Source organism: Ruegeria sp. CDSA034 (assembly GCF_059612275.1).
On record NZ_JBXWQH010000018.1, the window covers coordinates 14,766 to 32,153 of the forward strand.

The following is a 17,388-nucleotide window of genomic DNA, read 5'->3' on the forward strand; positions in this document are numbered from 1 at the left end:
ATTCGACTGGGTGGCCGCACAGACCGATAGCTGAGTTTTGACGCAGACAGCACCCACTAGTTCAAAACAGATTTCGGCTTCCAGCTTCTCCGTGACAGAGCCAAGCGCAACTCTCTTGGTTTTGCGAATCCGGCTTTCGTGAATAGGATGTGCCAAGTTCTTTTTGATAAATTGTATTGGAGTAATGGCATGGCAACAGAGCGCTGGACTGTCGGATCATATCTGGCGAAGAGACTGCAAGAAGCTGGAATTGCGGATTATTTTGTGGTTCCCGGCGATTACAATTTGGTGCTGCTGGACGAGCTGCTTGGCAATCGGGATCTGCGGATGATCAGTTGCTGCAACGAGCTCAACGCAGGCTACGCAGCAGACGGGTATGCTCGCGCAACCGGGGGGCCGTCAGCGGCTGTCGTCACTTATTCGGTCGGAGGGTTGAGCCTTTTGAATGCCGTCGCAGGCGCCTATGCCGAAGATCTTCCATTGATCGCGATTTCCGGTGGGCCGAACACAAACTCAGAAGCCGAGTGGGAATATCTGCACCACACGCTTGGCGAGGTTGAATACGATTACCAGCGCGAGATGTTCGCCCGCGTCACTGCAGAGGCTGTCACGATTCATCATCCGTCTCTTGCGCCTGTCGCGATCGACAGGGCGATAGACACCGCAATGCTTCGACGCAAACCGGTCTATATCGAAATCGCCTCGAACATTGCAGGTGCACCTACGTCCGCGCCTGTACCGCGTAGTTTCGCCAGGCAGTCCAGCAGTGATCCGAACACATTAGCGACTGCGGTCTCTCAAGTTTCTGAATTCCTGAATACGGCAGAGCGGCCAGTACTTGTCGCGGGAAGCAAAGTGCGCGCGGGTCAGGCCGAACGCCCCTTGCGCAGCCTTGCCGCGGCCTGCGAATACGCCCAGGCATCTATGCCCAACGCCAAGAGCTTCCTGCCTGAGACAAGCGAAGGCTTCATGGGGATTTATTGGGGACCGGTCAGCACGCCGGGCTGTGGGAAAATTGTCGATGCCGCCGACGGGCTGCTGTTTGTCGGCCCTGTTTTCACCGATTACACTACGACGGGTCATCAGCTTGGTTTTGATCCCGGCAAAGCGGTTATGGTGCATCCAACGTCCATACAGTTGGGTGACACACATTTCAGCAATGTCCGCATGGATGAATTTCTGGATGCGCTAACTGACAAGCTTACGCCGAACAGCGGTGCTGTCGCGGCCTTCGAACGTGTCAGAACCGAACAAAACCCGCCAGCGCCCGGTGAAGCCGAAACACCGGTGACGGTTCGCCAACTATTCGCCCGCGTGCAGAAGATGCTGGATAAGGACAGCACGTTGCTCGTGGAGACGGGTGACTCATGGTTCAACGGCATAGAGACCAAACTGCCCGAGGGCACGCGTTTCGAGATACAGATGCAGTATGGATCCATTGGCTGGTCTGTCGGTGCATCGCTGGGATACGCCTTAGGTAACAGGAAGCGCCGGTTGATCTCGTGCATTGGCGACGGTTCGTTCCAACTGACTGCGCAAGAGATTTCGACCATGATCCGGTACGATGCAAAGCCAATTATTTTCCTCATCAACAATGGCGGCTACACGATCGAAGTAGAAATCCACGATGGCCCATATAACACCATCAAGAATTGGGACTACGCCGGTTTGATTGACGTGTTTGGCGCCGGAGAGGGTAACGCCTGGGGATGCAGGGTGAAAACAGAAGGCGAGTTGGACAAGGCCATCAAAACAGCTCTGGATCATGACGGTCTTTGCCTGATCGAAGTTCTGATTGATCGGGACGATTGCAACGTCAACCTGTTGCGGTGGGGCAATCAGGTCGCGCGAAACAACGGTCGGCCCAATCGATGCAGATAGAGAATTACTCGGGACAATCCGGACAGTTGGTCAATTGACAACACATGACTGGCGCAACCCGATCCGCGGTGTTTTTTCCGCCGAACATAGGGAATTAATATGCTGAATGGTGCGATGCTCGTCTGGTTTCTTTTGACTGGTGTCAGCGTGGGCTTTGTCATTTGGGATTCGATCAGCAACGGCGTTACGAGTTGGGTACAGCGAACCGCATGGATACTCGTAACGTTATACACCGGTCCGGTCGGCTTGTTCTTCTACTTGCTTGCATGTCGCCGCCCATTCCCGGGAGGTCACGACCAGTATACGCGCGCAACTTGGAAACAAGGTATCAATAGCGAAATGCACTGCGTTGCAGGTGATGCCACGGGCATCATTTTTGCTGCCATCCTCGTCCACTTCCTGGACCTTTCAAACGGGTGGGACATCTTGGTCGAATATGCCTTTGGGTTCGTATCTGGTTTGTTTATCTTCCAGGCGCTGATGATGATGCCAATGTTCGGGAGTTACGGGCAGGCCGTTCGAAAGACGCTCTTTGCAGAAACGGTTTCGATGAACATGGTTATGACCGGAATGATCCCGACGATGGTTCTGCTTACGGCTGCGTGGCCGGGATCCGAGGACCCGCTTACCCCACAATTCTGGTTTCGCATGAGCCTTGCGACTGTTGTCGGTGCGGTTGTCGCCTTTCCAATGAACCGATGGTTGGTGGCGAACCACCTGAAACACGGTTGCATGACACTTCCCGGTGCTGATGGCCCGGCACCAGCACTTGGCCATGTTTCCCACGAAAACAGCGAAATGGCAGGCCAAAACGGGCACCAAATGGCCGGGCATCATCACATGCAGATGAAAAGCCTGCCTATTAGAGAAGCAACCGCTTGGGTTCTTTCAACTTACGTAATCCTTATCGCAGCACTGTGGCTGACATCTAAATTCGTGCTGATCAAATTCTGAACAACTCGATTGCGAGTTTATGTTTTCCTGCTTGTCGGCAGAAAAGCGAAATTTCAGCGTCGAGTGACCTCGCAAAAAACCTCAGGAGACTATTACTTCGCCAAAAGTAGCGCCCGGTTTTCAAGGCGCTCAGCCTGAATGTAGATGGAGGTTTGTTTAGCTCCGAACTCGCCACTGGCCTCAATGTCGCAAGCAGGTTCCCGCACGTGTCACATATCTGTCATATTCGTGCGCTAGTCAAAAGTTGCAAAAAAGAGAAAACATAGGAGGCTCCGATGACCTCTCTCAATACTCAGCTATGGGAGCTGATTAAGACGCATAAAATGCCTGATGATGCTGCAGGCACGCCATTCATTGAACAGCTGATGGCCGAAAACCGCATCTCTCGCGATACCGCCAATGTGGCGATCGCCGAATATCAAAAGTTCATGTATCTTTGTGCCACCCGACCAGAACGCAACGTCCCCTCAAAGGCGGTCGATTTGGTTTGGCATTTGCACATGCAACACAGCCGCGACTATTGGGACGCCTTTTGCAAGAAGCTGGGCAAACCAGTACATCACAACCCCGGCGGTCAAGGTCTCCAACATCTGGATGACTACAAAGCCACAGTCAAAGCCTATTCGGACTTGTTTGGAACGCCCCCAAAAGGGATTTGGAAGCGGAAAAACAGAATTGGAACTTTCATAGTGCTGATCTTCTTGCTGGTGTTCATTTGCATCGGCGCCAGTTCCATCGCTCAAAGTGGCGGTTTTTTGTTTGGAGTGCTTTGGCTAAGCGTACCTCTCTTCGTTTTTGTGATCACACTTAATAGCCTGACCTCCAAAAGTGAGCTGACGCTAATTTTTGAATGCAACGATCCCTTCGCCGACGAGGATGCAGGTGATTGTGGCTCAGGAGATGGCGGTGGTTGCGGCGATTGAATCGCCAAACGTTCAATCTGATTAAGTTTGCTCTGCACCGTACTCAAGACGTAGAACCGAAGCTTCGCCCTCAAATCGTTCACCCTGTAATCGTGATCCAATGTTTTTCGGTTAGCCGTGGTAGCGCGATGCCACGCAGACACAGATGGCTCATCGCTGGGGTTTCAGGAGTTTTGTTTGGGCACCAAAAATGGAAGCAAGCAAGTTTCTGAAACGTATGAGAACTGCGAACGCTTCAAGTTGGGTTGTCGATCAATTCACTTTGATATCCAAAGAGTGCGGGCAATCCACCCGAATGTAACAATACGATTTTTTCGCCTGGCTTGATCTTCCCGCTTTCGACCAGGTTCAGCAAACCAGCGAACGTTTTCGCAGAATAAACAGGGTCAAGGAAAACCCCTTCCGTCCGTGCCATCTTTTCCAATGCAGCGCGCGTTATTGCATTCACTTTGCCATAACCCGGCGGCAAGGCTTCGTCGAAAACATCGATCTTGTCCTGTAGAAGTCCTGCGTCGATATCCAGCAAGTCCGCAAGCTTCTGCAAAACGGCCTTCATTCGGGCCTGCTGCATTTCACGATCTCTGCGCACGCAAATCCCAAACACCGAGGCAGTGCTTTCTTCTAACGCCAGACCGGTCAGCAGTCCGCCATGTGTGGCACCGCTACCCGAGGGGACGACGACCGCGTCGAAGTCCGGCATCTGCTGATACAATTCCTGTCCGGCCACGACGTAGCCCAAGGCACCCAAGGGCGGATGGCCCAGCCCCAGATGAATAACGTACGGTTTGTGACCTTTGGCTTTCAATTCAACTGCGCGCGCATGCAGCGCTGCGTCGGCTCCCGCTTCGTCTTCACCTTCAGGGTAACCCATATGCTCGGCACCAAGGATTTGTGCCAGCAGCACATTCCCGGACGAATAGTACTCCGCCCCCATATCAGGGACACGCTCTTCCAACTGAAGCACGGATTGCATGCCCAGTTTGGCTGCGGCAGCGGCCGCAGATCGAACGAAATTGGATTGAACGGCGCCGGTGATCAGAATGGTATCAGCACCCTGCTGACGCGCATCTCCGAGATAGAATTCTAGCTGCCGTGTTTTGTTGCCACCAAAACTAAGCCCAGTCAGATCATCACGTTTCAGCCAAAGGTCGATATCCAGTTCTGCCGACAAGTTGTCCAAACGCTCCAAAGGGGTTGGACCCGACATAAGTTTGGCACGTGGAAACCTGTGCAGATTGTTGTTTCGTGTCATCTTGTGACCTTTAAGGTTAAGCCATTGAAAAAGCCCGATGGAACAGAACGCAGCAGGCAATCAAGGATACCACGCGGATCACTGCGATGACGATCGGCTGTGGCAAATAAGGGCCTGCTGCACGACCAATTATGCTGCCGATCAGAGTGATCGCAACGAACCCTATTAACTGCGGTTCATATGAGATTGCTTGGGTTTCGGACAAATTGTGCAACAAGAAAGCTATGCCGTATGCCACCAACGCTATCGGTTGAACCAGTTTCGCTACTTCTTTGGCGGAACGGCCTTTAGCTATCAAACCGAACACCATAAGAGGGCCCGGTGTCGCTGCCCAAACAGTCGCAAGCCCAGACAGTCCTGTAACGAATGAAAACCCAGCGTTGCCAATGGACCCCCGCAAGGGGAGCAAGGTCGTAATCAACCCGATCAGCAATAGACACGCCGTCAGGGCAAGAACAAATGCTTCGCTCAAAAAGGGATACACAACAAGGCCGGCGGCAACTCCGACACAGCATCCAATGACCGCGGTTCGGATTAGTTGACGGTTGTTTTTTAGAACATGCCGGTCTGTCGCTACCACTGATACAAACGTGTTCAGCAAAAGCAAAACGGGAACCGCTGTCGACGTGCCAAGCAAAATCATCATGGGCGGTCCCGCGATAATGCTGAACCCGATGCCAACGCCGACTTGCAGCATTGCGCCAAGGCAGATGGCAATCATCAGGATTGACAGGTCAACGAACACTCAAATCTCCTATGGACCAAAGCAATGTCGCAAGCCCTCAGATATCCTGAGTTCCCGGCCAGGGTCCATCATTGACCATTTTGGCACAGTCAGCGTTGCCACGGCATCAGTCCCGAGTATTGCGCCCGGGTCGTCACAGCGTGCGCCATTTGCGCCAGTGTGGTCAGGTCAAATACAGGAAGCTGCAGTTCTTCCTGAAGCCGCGATGCGTAAGGCGGCAGATCCGTGCATTCCAAAACCAACGACCGAATGTCCGGAGCTTCCAGAACCAGACTACGGGCCGCATCCAAGACCTCGGTTTCGATCAGGTCCGTATCCATCCGGGTCCGTGTGTTCCGCAAAATCACTTCGGCGAATTCTGTTGTATCCTCCAATCCCTTCACGGCCACAGGAACACCTGATGCACCGACACCTTCGAAATGCCGGGGCGTCAATGCGGATGCATCCGCGGTTAGCACGCCCACTGGCGCGTTGGCACCGGTCATTTGAAAGGCCAGCGGCACTTGGATTAGGCTGGAGGCAAAGACAGGCACTGAAACCGCAGCAGCCAATTCTTTTTGAAACAAGGCTAGAAAGCCGCAACTGCCAGTTATGGCGCGCACGCCTTCAGCCTCAAGCCGCTTGGCGCCTTCGATGAACGGTGCCAGTAACTCGGGCGAAGGGTTGTTCAGCAAGGTCGGGACCGTCACACCGTCGATCATCTCATACAGAACCGGAAATGGCAGGCTGGAAGGGTTCTTGATATGGCCCGGTGGTTTTGGAAAATAGCTTTCAAGGCACAGTACACCAATTGACGCCCCGCAGATGTTCTGACCACCGTTGTAGATTGGCATAATCATCGGATCCTTCTGATTTGAAACTTTAGAACCGGGCCAGAGAAAACGGGGCCAAATCGATGTTTGGGCTGCGACCGGACACAAGATCGGCCACAAGCTCGCCGGTTTTCGGGGCCATCATCAGCCCATAGTGAGAATGCCCGAACGCGGTATAGAGCCCTTCCCGCCCGTTAACTGGTCCGATGGCCGGCAAACTGTCCGGAAAGGACGGGCGTCGACCCATCCAAAATTGTGCCTCGCCTGTATTGAGGCCTGGGACCATGGCCTTGGCTTGTTCGGTCAGGATTTTTTTCTTGCGAGGATCAGCGGGCGCGTCGACGCTACCAAATTCAGCCGTGCCAGCGACTCTCAGACCGTCCTGCATGGAACTTGCGACCACCTTTGCGTCTACATCCATGACCGAATTGTTCAATTGGGCCGAGGGCTTAGGGAATTCGACGTGGTAACCCCGCTCGGCCACAAGCGGCACAGGCATCCCCAGTGGTTTCAGCAGGTCGGCGGACCACACACCGGCCGCGAGGATGATGCTGGCGGCACGCAACGTGCCCTGCGAGGTTGTAATCTGCCAACCACCATCTCCAGCCGGTGTCAGTTTGGTGACTTCGGTTTGAACTATTTCGGCGCCTTGCGAGCGCGCTTTTTCTGCCAGAATTGCCCCCACACGTCCTGGTGAGGTTACGCGTGCCTGACCTTTGATCACGATCGCGGCTTTGAATTCCTCTGACAGTGCAGGTTCCAGGCCGCGCAACTCGGCACCATCGACAAACTCCAGATCGCCTCCTTTTTCCTGGCGGATCAGATATCCAAGCCCATTCAGATCAGCCTGCTTCCGGTGGCGAAAAGCGTGAATATAGTAGCTGTCAGTGATCAGGTTTTCGTGCCCGGTGCCTTGAAGATGACGCCGATACAGGTCGATAGAAGGGCGGCACAAAAGCTCCATCGCGTCCGAGATTTCGCGCACTGACTTTTCACCGGAGTTTCGCAAAAACCGCAGCCCCCAGGGGATCATTTTGGCCCAATAGCCAGGCTTGACCGAAAGCGCGCTTTTTGGGTCCAGCAGCATCCGGGGCAGTGATTTCCATATACCCGGCGTCGCTTGAGGAATGATTGACCACGGTGAGACGACACCTGCATTGCCAAACGATGTTTCCTGACCTGGTTCACCACGGTCAATCAATCGAACCGGAATGCCGCGTTCCTGTAACGACAAAGCGCAACAAATGCCGACGATCCCTGCGCCGATGATAGTCACTTGTTCTGTCATCGATTCAGGCCGGTGAGTGACTGCGATTGCGGGCGATTAGTTGGGTGACAATGACCGGCGAGGCCACAGCCATCGCGATCAGATCTGCCGTCAGACTAGGCGCAACAAAGATAATCCCAGCGATGGCCAACAGAATGCGCGATGCGATATTCAGCGGACTCAACCAATACCCAACCACAGCTGCCGACAGGGCAATAACCCCGGCGATGCAACTGGTCGCGGTATAGGTGAACTCCCACAGGTTAAACCCGGTTGAGGACACGAATAGCAGCACCGGCGCATAAACAAAGGCCATAGGCGCTATCACTTTGCCCAATCCAAGGGTGAAGGCAGAAAGACCAGTTCGGAACGGGTTCGAGTTCGCAATGGCAGCCGCGGCATAGGCTGAAGTACAGACCGGTGGTGTAATCTCGGACACCACACCATAGTAGAGCACAAAAAGGTGGCTGGCGATGGGTGGAACACCCAGTTGCGCCAGCGCAGGCTGCGCCACTGACACAAGCATGATGTACAGCGCGGTGGTCGGAATGCCCGCGCCCATCAAGATACAGACGACGGCGATGAACACCAATGAGATGAACAATTGTAAGTCTTCCATCGCAAAGAACTGGAAGCTGCCGAACGAGATCATGTTGTACAGATCCGATGCCAGGTTGCCTGCGCCCTGCGTAACCATGAAACCGATACGGAACCCGATGCCAGTGGTGTTGATCACGCCTACCACGATACCAACCGCAGCAGCGGCGGCACCCACGGCTAGCGAGTATTTCACACCCAATTCTACCGCCTGCAGCATCTCGGGCACTTCGATGCGTTTCTGAGGGTTCAATGTTGCGACCACCGTCAATCCGCACAGGATTGTTGTCATGGTCAGGTCAAAGCCGCCGTCTGAGAACTTCCACAGTACAAAGCTGAGGAACGCTGCCGCGTAGATCAGTGTCGGAGGTTGCCTCAAGCGCGACATGCCCGCGATTACAGCAAGTGATATGCCGCAGAAGGCCGACATGAAGGGCGTGTAACCCGTGAACAGAACCACTAGCAGGCCGATCAGGGGCACTATGTTGGCCCAGCCTTCGGCCCAGACGGCTTTGAGCTGCGGCAGTTGCTCTTTGGTGAGACCTTTGAGATTCAGCTTGCGTGCCATCAGGTGCACGACAGCAAAGACGCCAACATAGTGCAGGAGTGCTGGGAAAATCGCAGCAATAACGATGGTGGTGTAGGGAACCTCAAGAAACTCTGCCATGATAAAGGCAGCGGCACCCATGATCGGCGGAGTGATCTGACCACCCGCCGAGGAAGCAGCCTCGACCCCACCCGCAAAATGGCCGGGGTATCCAAGGCGCTTCATGTTGGGAATTGTCAGCGCGCCGGTTGATACGGTGTTGGCCACCGAAGAACCCGAGATCGTGCCGAAGAAGGCCGAGGATACCACCGACACTTTTGCCGGACCGCCGGTATAGCGGCCCGCCAAAATGGTGGCGTTATCGATGAAAAGTTGACCTAACCCGGTGCGTTGCGCGATCACGCCGAACAACACGAAATGGAAGACGATCGTCGAGACAACCCACAACGTGACGCCGTAGATGCCCTCCTGCGGGAAGTACATCGACGAAACGAAGGTTTTGAAGTTCACGCCAGGATGCTGCAACAATCCGGGGAAATACGGCCCAAGCAAAGCGTATGAGATAAATACGCAGATGATCAGCGGCAGTACCCAACCAAGCGTGCGGCGTGCGATATCCAGCACCAGCAGGATGATGATCACACCCAAAATCACGTCATAACTGTTGGGGTTACCCATACGGAAGGTCTGTTCCTCAATCCCAAGAAACGGAATGCCACGCCAGGCGACGCCCACATACAGCGCCGCTATGATCCCAAGAGCCATGAAGACCAGATCGTAAAGAGGGATGTTGCCGATCCGGAACCGGCTGACCTTAAGCGCATAAAGGCTTTTGGCCCCGATAATCGGGATTGTCGCGTAGACCAGAATGAACAGTAGAGCCAGATAGATGCCCATGTGCCAGTGATCGGCCGGCAGGCCAAAACCGGCCGTTAAGAATTCGTAAAACGCAAAGATCAGGGCCACAACGCGCAGGACCTTGCCGGTTGTCGGCGTAACCTGCCGGACGGCGGCACCCTCGTCGAACTGTTCTTCGATAGCCGCTAGTTCTTCGGCTGTGAGCTCGTGGTCATCAAGATTTTGAGTTGTGGACATGATGGCCCCCTGATTTCGCGTATTTCGAGTGTGCGGCGCCCCGACTAGGGGCACCGGACGATGAGTTGAGTTGAGATCAGGTTACTGAAGAAGCCCGGCTTCTTTGTAGAACTTCTCCGCACCCGGATGCAGCGGAACGCCCAGTGCTTCGACACCATCCAAGGCAGTATCAGGGGTGATCTGCTTGCCCTTAGCATGGCCGTTGTCCAGTAGCTTGCGGGTATTGTCGTTCCACATCGCCTTGGTCAGCTCATAGACCAGGTCGTCGGACAGGTCTGATGACACAACTAGCATCGCGCTGACAGCAGGGGTCTTGGTTTCGCTGTCGATGCCTTCATACACGCCACCTGGAATGGCTGAGGGGATATAGGCCGGAATGATCTCGTTGATCTTGCCCAGATCTTCGTCGGAGAAGGAGTGCAGGTTCATACCTTTGGTCGAAGATAGCTGCACCATCGCTGCAACCGGCCAGCCTGCGGCATAGAAATAGGCATCAAGCTGACCATCGGCCAGACGTTCGGCGCTCTGACTGTTGTTCAGCTCGGCCTCATCCATGTTGTCACGGTTAACGCCCCAAGCATCCAGCATCTGCAAAACGGCAACCTGCGTGCCGGAACCAGCCTGCGCAATGCCAACGCGCTTGCCTTCCAGATCACTCAGATCGTTAATCGTCGAGCCGGCCGGAAGCACCAGGTGCAGGTCTTCGGGGAACAGATTGGCGATGATGCGCAGTTTGGGATGAGGTTTACCTTCGAACTTACCTTCACCCAGATACATCGAACGCGTGACGTCGGCTGCAGCCAGCCCGGCCTCAAGTTCTCCGTTCTGCACGGCGGCATTGTTGAAGACCGAAGCGGTGGTGGATTGCGCGATCGCGATCAGGCCCGGAACACCGCACTGGCCGCCTTCTTCACACGGGCGCGATCCTGGAGGGGCGGAGATTCCGTTTGCGATGGTGCCACCGATGGGGAAGTAAGTGCCGCCAGCGCCACCAGTGCCAATACGGAAGAACGTTGGGTCCTGCGCCAGCGCGGGTGCTGCCAGCGCGCCCGCCAATGCAAGACCAGTCAAGCATTTCACAAATTTCATTATCATCTCCCTTGTTGGAATTTCGGTTTTGGTTTTCCCAAACTTCGATCCCGCAAGCGTAGAGACAAACTGCATAAATACAAATTTGTTATATTTCACTAAACTAAAGTTTTGCTTATATTTAAAAATATGAACCTAACTCAGCTAACTGTATTTCGTGAGGTGATGGAGACCGGCTCCATCTCTCAAACCGCCAAGAAACTAAATCGCACGCAGCCTGCGATTAGCCTAGCGTTGAAAAACCTTGAAAAGACATTGGGTCTGACGTTGTTCGAACGTAAGGGAAGACGATTGGTGCCAGTCCCCGAGGCGCACTATCTCTTAGCCGAAACTACGGGTATTTTGGACCGCCTGGCGACAATCTCCAGCACGATGGAAGGACTCATCAAAGGGCATGCCGGAAGCTTGAATATTGCAACGATGCCGGGTCCATCTGCCTTTTTGTTCCCACGTTTCATAAGCCAATCAGTTGGTGAAAACCCCGATATTCGCATCACGCTTTCGACACGCAGCTCACCGCAGATTATGGAGCTTGCCGGGACGCAAAATATCGACTTCGGCTTTGCTGACTTCGAGCATTCAGCCGGCAAAGAACCCCAGTATTCCGCTGAACTTATCCGGGCTGATTGCTTCTGTGCTATTGACTGTCAACATCCTCTTGCGTCGCGCAAGATCCTGACACTATCGGATCTTGACGGAACGCCAATGGGCGGCCTGCATCCTTCACACCCGTTCCAACGGAAAGTCCGGCAGGAGTTCGAGGACGTTGCCGCGGAGTACAATCAGACTGTTACCTGCCAGTATTTTCTACCTCTTATCCCCTTTGTCAGTTCGGGGCAGTGTTGCAGCATCGTTGACCCGCTGACTGTTGCGACCGAAAAAGAGCTTAATCTATCCAACGGAAAGCTTGTGTTTTTACCTTTCGAGAAACCGCTAAGATATGAATACGCTCTCCTCGAACCCGACCACCGACCACCGTCCCAATTGGCAATTCAGATTAAAGCTGGCTGGAAAGCAGAAGTGTTAAAGAAATTGGAGGCGGTGCAGGCAAACCCTCACGCAACATCGGTTGATGATGCGCAGCGCGAACAGAATTAAAGCTGTGAGGATTGCGACCTGAAATCCAATAAGAACGAATATCGGCAATGACCAATGTGCTTTTATCCGAGGCTGTTTTGCTCAAATTGCGAGCGTTCCACCCAACTTCCCCTACCGCCTTGATGCCTGTACTGTCGAAGAGCAGGTTCAGCGGGCTATTGCCAACGCGATAGGGCAGCCTCACGTTCCATGATCCGAACGAGGAAACCGTTTGCTCAACCGTTTGCGTCCCGGAGACTTTGTTTTGAACGAACCGCGCGCTCGATCAACATTTGCGCCTTTTGACTTTGGGCAACCGAGATAGCTTGGTCAAAGGCGGCATTTGCTGAATCGATATCTCCTTGTGCTGCACTGATTTCTCCTTTGATACGGAGCAACTCAGCCTCAGCCCAGTGTTCTCCTGTGATATCCTGTTCTCGCAATGCGCGATCCACTGTACGTTGGGCAGCGCTAGGATCACCGGCCCTGAGAAGGGCTTTCGCGTGTTCAGCCAAATAGAGCGTTACCCAAAGCCAGCATCCTTTTGCGCGATACTCTTCTAAGGCCTTGTCCAGTTGATGGACAGCACTGGGCACATCGGTCATGCAGGCTAGGACAGCGTCATGAATGGCAACAAAATCTTTCCACAACGCCATGTCGTGCTCGTCCGAGACCCGTCGCATTTCCTCATTGATCTCGGTTGCGTTTTCTATGTCGCCAATCCAGATCGTCAGGGTGACTGCGTGCAGACCTGCGTAACAGATTGTGTTGGCATGTTTGAGCTCGCGGGCTCGGGCAAGAGCCTTGTCGCAGGTCTGCCGTGCCATGTCTTCGTCGCCGCACATCCATTGTGCAAGGAGCATGTAGCACCAGATCTGCACACCCGGATCCTGAGCGAATTTCGTAGAGAAATCTACGATCTCGGCCGAATGATAGAGCTCATAAGCGACTTCGAGATCTTGAAGTGCCTCAGCAGACCGGCCCTTGGCGATCAGGGTCGCAGCCCGCATCCGGCGAGAAATCAGTTTTGGGATCGGGTCAGGTTCGTTCGCCACGTCCTTTACCAGTCTCGAAACCAGATCGAACGCTTTGTGCAGATCGTTGCCGATATATGGCGCGATCCAGGTCCCATAGTAGATTGCGACCGTGAGTTCCGGGTCCTTGGTTGCCTCTATCCGTTCCAGTGCTTTCGAGAATGCTTCGCTGGCTTCAGCTGATGCATAGCCATCCTTCGCGATATGTACCTGCGCGAGTTGCACCAGAAGCGCCAGCTCTCGTTCGCGCCAATCCGGTTTGTCCAGTAAACCCGCCACCAGCGTCAGGGCATTTCGCAGGTGATTTCCCGCCTCAATATATGCCGGTCGGGCCTGAGCTTTTCTGGCGGCCTCGCCCCATAAAGTAATGGCCTTTTCCCTCAACCCAGCCTCAGTCGCATGATGTGCGATCAATTCCGGGGGTGCATTCGGGTCAGCCTCAAACAGATCCGTAAGTCGGTGATGGATTTCCAGACGTCGGCGTTTCAGCAAGCTTTCATAGGCTACGTCCCGAACCAGAGCATGCTTGAATACATATGTCGCGTCCGGAGGAATCCCCCGCCGAAATACAAGTTCGCTGCGCTCAAGCTGTCCCAGCGCATCGTCCAGCGTCAGATCATCGACGCGGGCGATTTTTGCCAAGGAGGCTCGGTCGAAACTTCGGCCGATGCAGGCGGCTATCTGGGCGATTTCTTTAACCGGCTGAAGCCGGTCGATCCGGGCCATGAGGGAATCATGCAATGTCGCAGGTATAGTCACCCGGTCGATGGGACCGGTGAGTTGGAAACTGTCCTCGGTCTCAATAAGATCGCCGGACTCCAATATGGTCTTTGTCAGTTCCTCGATAAACAGTGGCACGCCGTCAGTTCGGTGGATGATTTCCCGGATCAGTTCGTCGGGAAGGGTTTTTCCACCAGATATCTTTGCGAGAACACCTTCGATCTGCTCCGAGCCCAGCCGGTTCAATGTTAGCTTGGATACAATTGGGTGGCCTCCAAAAGCGTGCTGGAAAGTCGGCCTTGCCGTAATCAAGATCATGACCCGCTCGGCCGCAATCCGGTCCAAACAGGCTTCTAACATCGCAAGCGTCGAGGCATCGCACCAGTGTGCGTCCTCCACCACCAGCAGAACTGGTTTTTCTCGTGAAAGGGCCTGCACTTCTGCCGAAGTTTCTTCCATGATCCGGACGCGAAGCTGTTGTGGCGTCAGAATGGGCTTTTCGGCGGATGGACCCGCCTCAATCTGAAGGAGTTCAGCAATGATCTTTGGATCGGCAGCCCGGAGTTGCTGGCGGAGCTTTTCGACTTTTACACTTGCCGAGTCGGTTTTCTGGTGGCTCATGGCATGTGTAAGCTGCTGGACAACAGGAAAGAAACTCGAATCCGTGTGATAGGGAGAGCAGTGATAGTTCATCCGAAAATGATCCTGCGTTGAGACCGCATCAATGACGGCACGTGTCAGCCTGGACTTGCCGATGCCTGCCTCACCAATAAGGACAGCGACTTGGCCTTCGCCAGAAGTTGCGCGCTGCCAGCGATCCATGATCAGCCCCAATTCATGATCCCGCCCGATCATGGGCAAAACGGGATTGAGATCTTCCGTTTCGAAACGGCTTTCTAGGCTGCGCTCAGTTCCCACCCTCCAGGCTGGTACCTGCGAGTCCAATCCCTTAACGTCGAAATGACCTAACTCTTCTAACTCGAACGTGTCTTGGATCAATTGCTTAGTCGATTCCGGAACCAGAACCTGTCCCGGCTCGGCCAATGTCTGAAGGCGTGCAGCAAGGTTTGGCGTGTCGCCAACAACAGTTTCTTCCCGCGATGCCCCTTCCCCGATGAGGTCGCCGACGACAACCATGCCGGTCGCCACTCCGGCTCGAGCAGATAGTGCCTGCCCATCAGGGGTGCGCATTTCGGCGATCGATCCTACGATTTCCAACGCGGAGCGTGCAGCGCGTTTGGCGTCGTCTTCATGCGCCACCGGCCAACCAAAATAGCACAGGACACCATCACCCATATATTTGGCTACATTCCCTTCATAACGTGTGACAATACCGGCGACCGTGTTTTGATAGTGCTTGATCACCTCGCTCATGTCTTCGGGGTCCAGCCGCGCCGACAATGCCGTTGATCCGGCCAGATCCACAAACAGAGTCGTTAGATGGCGACGCTCGGCCTCGCGTTTGATTTCCGTCACACTGGTCGCGTCAGAATGAGATTGATTGGGTTCTCCAGCATCAATGGCAGTCCGCAACCGCTTACGCGCGCCCAGTGAAAGGCCGATCTCGCGCATGTCCTCATCTGTTAGATCAAAAAGGATATCAAGATCGACCTCATTCTCGACCAGAACCGGCTCCAGATTAAGGAGCTTCATTCGTGACAGCCATTCAACGAGATCTGACATTAGGTGACGGGTCCTCGACGAGGGTCTAAGAACCGTAGTTTTCCCGATCAAGAAGGTTTGGGCAATCAGTAATCCCCAGACGTCGAGTTTGCACAAATCGCAAAAGATATCGCCATATATGGCATGTGGGCTAAGAACAGAGAGCCAACTAGGTTGGCTTGAGACCTAGAGATGAGAAAGCCAGAATGCGGCTGAACAAAAGAGCATTCAAAAAAATTACCTGTGTAGAAAACTCTCGGAACCGCATCGTCGGGCAGGGAACTATTTGATAGTTTGTCGAAATTGCAAACGTGCTAGTTAACCGCGGTGTGTGAGTGCACCTGACTCCAAGGTTCTGCGCCCGCGGGGGTCGGCAGGTTCGAAGGGCCGCATTGCGGCTTCCATGATAGCAGGTAGGTGTCGGCCAAGATCCGGGACGGCCCAGAGTGGTCACTTGTTAAGTTCTCGCCATGCTGCGCTTGCAGCTCGCATTGCTACCATTCGCTGCGGACGCGAAGACATGACCTCATGTTGATATCCACGTCTTTTACGTTGTTCCGGCGGGCGCTTCTGATGCGTATGTTCTTCATTTCAGATCGACCTGACATCACCTGCCGCTTGACCAAGAATCCAGTCGATCCCACACAGAAAGTCATCTATTGTGAGCGGATTGTTTTCTCCGCTGGATGCAGAGAGTACAAACCCATGTGCATAGTCGATGAGCACGTGAACAAGGACGTTACCGCCATCGCTGTTTTCAAGTTGGTCCGTGCTGGCCTTTAGTTCTACCGCCACGTTCATAAGGTCCGCGCTCATGAGCGTCACATCGTCCAGGATGGCACGGAGTAAATTGGCGTTCTTCAAAGCGTATGCATAGTAAGTCGCCATAATTGCGCGGGCACGCTTGACCGGAGCACTTCCGCCCACACCATCCAACACGCCTGCAAACGCCACTTCTACCAGATCGGTCAAAAGCTGTTTCTTGCTACCTGCGTGATAGGTCACGGCCATCGGAGTGACGCCGAGTTGATCGGCAAGTATGCGAAAGGACAGCGTATCAACACCTGCGCTTTGGGCGATCGGCAATGCAGTCTGCAGGATCAACTGTTTCGAAAGGCGCTGCTCAGCCTTTGGCGGCCGCCCCGGTGGGGCAGTTTTCGTCATCTGATTTTCAATCTGTATTCGAGATCCACCAGGCCAGAGGGAAAGCTGCTAACCGAAACCAGTTCTAGATCAACGTCGCCTTGTGTCTCGCCGAATATCCGAATGCCTTCACCAATCAGGATGGGAATCAAAGTGATCCGCATGTCTTCAATCAGCCCAGCTTTGAGGAATGAACAGATGATTGCTCCGCCATCCACGTAAACTCGACTGAAACCACGCGCGTCAAAGCTCTTCATCAATTCGGTTGGTGTTTTGTCTGAAACCTCAACCTTCTCACGTAGGTCATTAGGGATGTCGTCGGCTGTCATCGAACGACTGAGAACCACCACCGGCTTCGTGTATGGCCACGCTCCAAACCCCCTAACCGTCCGGTATGATCCCGACCCCATTACGATCACATCGACACTGTCCTGAAAGGCTGTGAACCCGTGATCTTCATCCTTGGTGGGTTGCTTATCCAACCAATCCAGCCTGTGATCCGACCTTGCAACAAAGCCGTCCAGACTCATTGCCATCATAATGTGTCCTGTGGGCATCGTCGGGATCTCCTTCAAATTTTTTATATGCCG

General features: G+C 54.0%; 13 protein-coding genes and 1 pseudogene. 4 read left to right on the forward strand and 10 right to left on the reverse strand.

Annotated features, from left to right (window positions below):
* Positions 1-189: 189 nt before the first annotated feature.
* The 3 genes from AC2FLJ_RS21170 (at position 190) to AC2FLJ_RS21180 (ending at position 3,758) form a co-directional block, all read left to right on the forward strand.
* The gene (locus AC2FLJ_RS21170; protein WP_496707497.1) at positions 190-1,881 is read left to right on the forward strand and encodes a thiamine pyrophosphate-binding protein; all 1,692 of its coding nucleotides are present in this window, start codon (positions 190-192) and stop codon (positions 1,879-1,881) included.
* Positions 1,882-1,980: 99 nt separating this feature from the next.
* Entirely contained in the window at positions 1,981-2,835 is an 855-nt protein-coding gene (locus AC2FLJ_RS21175; RefSeq protein WP_496707499.1) for a DUF4396 domain-containing protein, read from the forward strand.
* A gap of 275 nt (positions 2,836-3,110) precedes the next feature.
* Positions 3,111-3,758, forward strand: a complete 648-nt coding sequence (locus AC2FLJ_RS21180; protein WP_496707501.1) for a glycine-rich domain-containing protein — start codon at positions 3,111-3,113, stop codon at positions 3,756-3,758.
* Between the two features lie 235 nt (positions 3,759-3,993).
* Here AC2FLJ_RS21180 and AC2FLJ_RS21185 read toward each other — a convergent pair whose 3' ends face one another.
* From AC2FLJ_RS21185 to AC2FLJ_RS21210, 6 genes are all read right to left on the reverse strand, one after another.
* The gene (locus AC2FLJ_RS21185; protein WP_496707503.1) at positions 3,994-5,010 is read right to left on the reverse strand and encodes a D-cysteine desulfhydrase family protein; all 1,017 of its coding nucleotides are present in this window, start codon (positions 5,008-5,010) and stop codon (positions 3,994-3,996) included.
* 16 nt (positions 5,011-5,026) lie between these two features.
* Complete coding sequence (locus tag AC2FLJ_RS21190; protein WP_496699249.1) at positions 5,027-5,755, reverse strand: TSUP family transporter; 729 nt, start codon at positions 5,753-5,755, stop codon at positions 5,027-5,029.
* An 89-nt stretch (positions 5,756-5,844) separates the two neighbouring features.
* Positions 5,845-6,588, reverse strand: a complete 744-nt coding sequence (locus tag AC2FLJ_RS21195) for an aspartate/glutamate racemase family protein (RefSeq protein ID WP_496707505.1) — start codon at positions 6,586-6,588, stop codon at positions 5,845-5,847.
* A 28-nt stretch (positions 6,589-6,616) separates the two neighbouring features.
* Complete coding sequence (locus AC2FLJ_RS21200) at positions 6,617-7,855, reverse strand: NAD(P)/FAD-dependent oxidoreductase (protein ID WP_496699246.1); 1,239 nt, start codon at positions 7,853-7,855, stop codon at positions 6,617-6,619.
* A gap of 4 nt (positions 7,856-7,859) precedes the next feature.
* The gene (locus AC2FLJ_RS21205; protein WP_496699244.1) at positions 7,860-10,073 is read right to left on the reverse strand and encodes a TRAP transporter permease; all 2,214 of its coding nucleotides are present in this window, start codon (positions 10,071-10,073) and stop codon (positions 7,860-7,862) included.
* Between the two features lie 81 nt (positions 10,074-10,154).
* Positions 10,155-11,162, reverse strand: coding sequence for a TAXI family TRAP transporter solute-binding subunit (locus tag AC2FLJ_RS21210; RefSeq protein WP_496699242.1), 1,008 nt, complete (start codon positions 11,160-11,162; stop codon positions 10,155-10,157).
* Between the two features lie 129 nt (positions 11,163-11,291).
* Here AC2FLJ_RS21210 and AC2FLJ_RS21215 point away from each other — a divergent pair, with 129 nt between their 5' ends.
* A complete protein-coding gene (locus AC2FLJ_RS21215) occupies positions 11,292-12,260 on the forward strand; it encodes a LysR family transcriptional regulator (RefSeq protein ID WP_496699240.1) in 969 nt (322 codons plus the stop codon).
* Positions 12,261-12,348: 88 nt separating this feature from the next.
* On the opposite strand, the pseudogene AC2FLJ_RS21220 reads toward AC2FLJ_RS21215, so the two are convergent.
* The 4 genes and pseudogenes from AC2FLJ_RS21220 to AC2FLJ_RS21235 form a co-directional block, all read right to left on the reverse strand.
* Positions 12,349-12,447: pseudogene (locus AC2FLJ_RS21220) on the reverse strand (IS5/IS1182 family transposase); the annotation flags it as partial.
* A 28-nt stretch (positions 12,448-12,475) separates the two neighbouring features.
* Complete coding sequence (locus AC2FLJ_RS21225) at positions 12,476-15,676, reverse strand: ATP-binding protein (protein WP_496699238.1); 3,201 nt, start codon at positions 15,674-15,676, stop codon at positions 12,476-12,478.
* Between the two features lie 570 nt (positions 15,677-16,246).
* On the reverse strand, positions 16,247-16,819 hold the full coding sequence (locus tag AC2FLJ_RS21230; RefSeq protein WP_496699236.1) for a TetR/AcrR family transcriptional regulator: 573 nt from the start codon (positions 16,817-16,819) through the stop codon (positions 16,247-16,249).
* A complete protein-coding gene (locus AC2FLJ_RS21235; protein WP_496707509.1) occupies positions 16,816-17,355 on the reverse strand; it encodes a dihydrofolate reductase family protein in 540 nt (179 codons plus the stop codon). Before AC2FLJ_RS21235 ends, AC2FLJ_RS21230 begins: the two co-directional genes overlap by 4 nt.
* Positions 17,356-17,388: the final 33 nt, after the last annotated feature.

Bases quoted from the DNA above. Each gene is read 5' to 3' on its own strand.
- AC2FLJ_RS21170 (WP_496707497.1), top strand. From the start codon at position 190: ATGGCAACAGAGCGCTGGACTGTCGGATCATATCTGGCGAAGAGACTG.
- AC2FLJ_RS21235 (WP_496707509.1), bottom strand. From the start codon at position 17,355: ATGCCCACAGGACACATTATGATGGCAATGAGTCTGGACGGCTTTGTT.
- AC2FLJ_RS21185 (WP_496707503.1), bottom strand. From the start codon at position 5,010: ATGACACGAAACAACAATCTGCACAGGTTTCCACGTGCCAAACTTATG.
- AC2FLJ_RS21215 (WP_496699240.1), top strand. From the start codon at position 11,292: ATGAACCTAACTCAGCTAACTGTATTTCGTGAGGTGATGGAGACCGGC.
- AC2FLJ_RS21195 (WP_496707505.1), bottom strand. From the start codon at position 6,588: ATGCCAATCTACAACGGTGGTCAGAACATCTGCGGGGCGTCAATTGGT.
- AC2FLJ_RS21180 (WP_496707501.1), top strand. From the start codon at position 3,111: ATGACCTCTCTCAATACTCAGCTATGGGAGCTGATTAAGACGCATAAA.
- AC2FLJ_RS21175 (WP_496707499.1), top strand. From the start codon at position 1,981: ATGCTGAATGGTGCGATGCTCGTCTGGTTTCTTTTGACTGGTGTCAGC.
- AC2FLJ_RS21205 (WP_496699244.1), bottom strand. From the start codon at position 10,073: ATGTCCACAACTCAAAATCTTGATGACCACGAGCTCACAGCCGAAGAA.
- AC2FLJ_RS21225 (WP_496699238.1), bottom strand. From the start codon at position 15,676: ATGTCAGATCTCGTTGAATGGCTGTCACGAATGAAGCTCCTTAATCTG.
- AC2FLJ_RS21210 (WP_496699242.1), bottom strand. From the start codon at position 11,162: ATGAAATTTGTGAAATGCTTGACTGGTCTTGCATTGGCGGGCGCGCTG.
- AC2FLJ_RS21200 (WP_496699246.1), bottom strand. From the start codon at position 7,855: ATGACAGAACAAGTGACTATCATCGGCGCAGGGATCGTCGGCATTTGT.
- AC2FLJ_RS21230 (WP_496699236.1), bottom strand. From the start codon at position 16,819: ATGACGAAAACTGCCCCACCGGGGCGGCCGCCAAAGGCTGAGCAGCGC.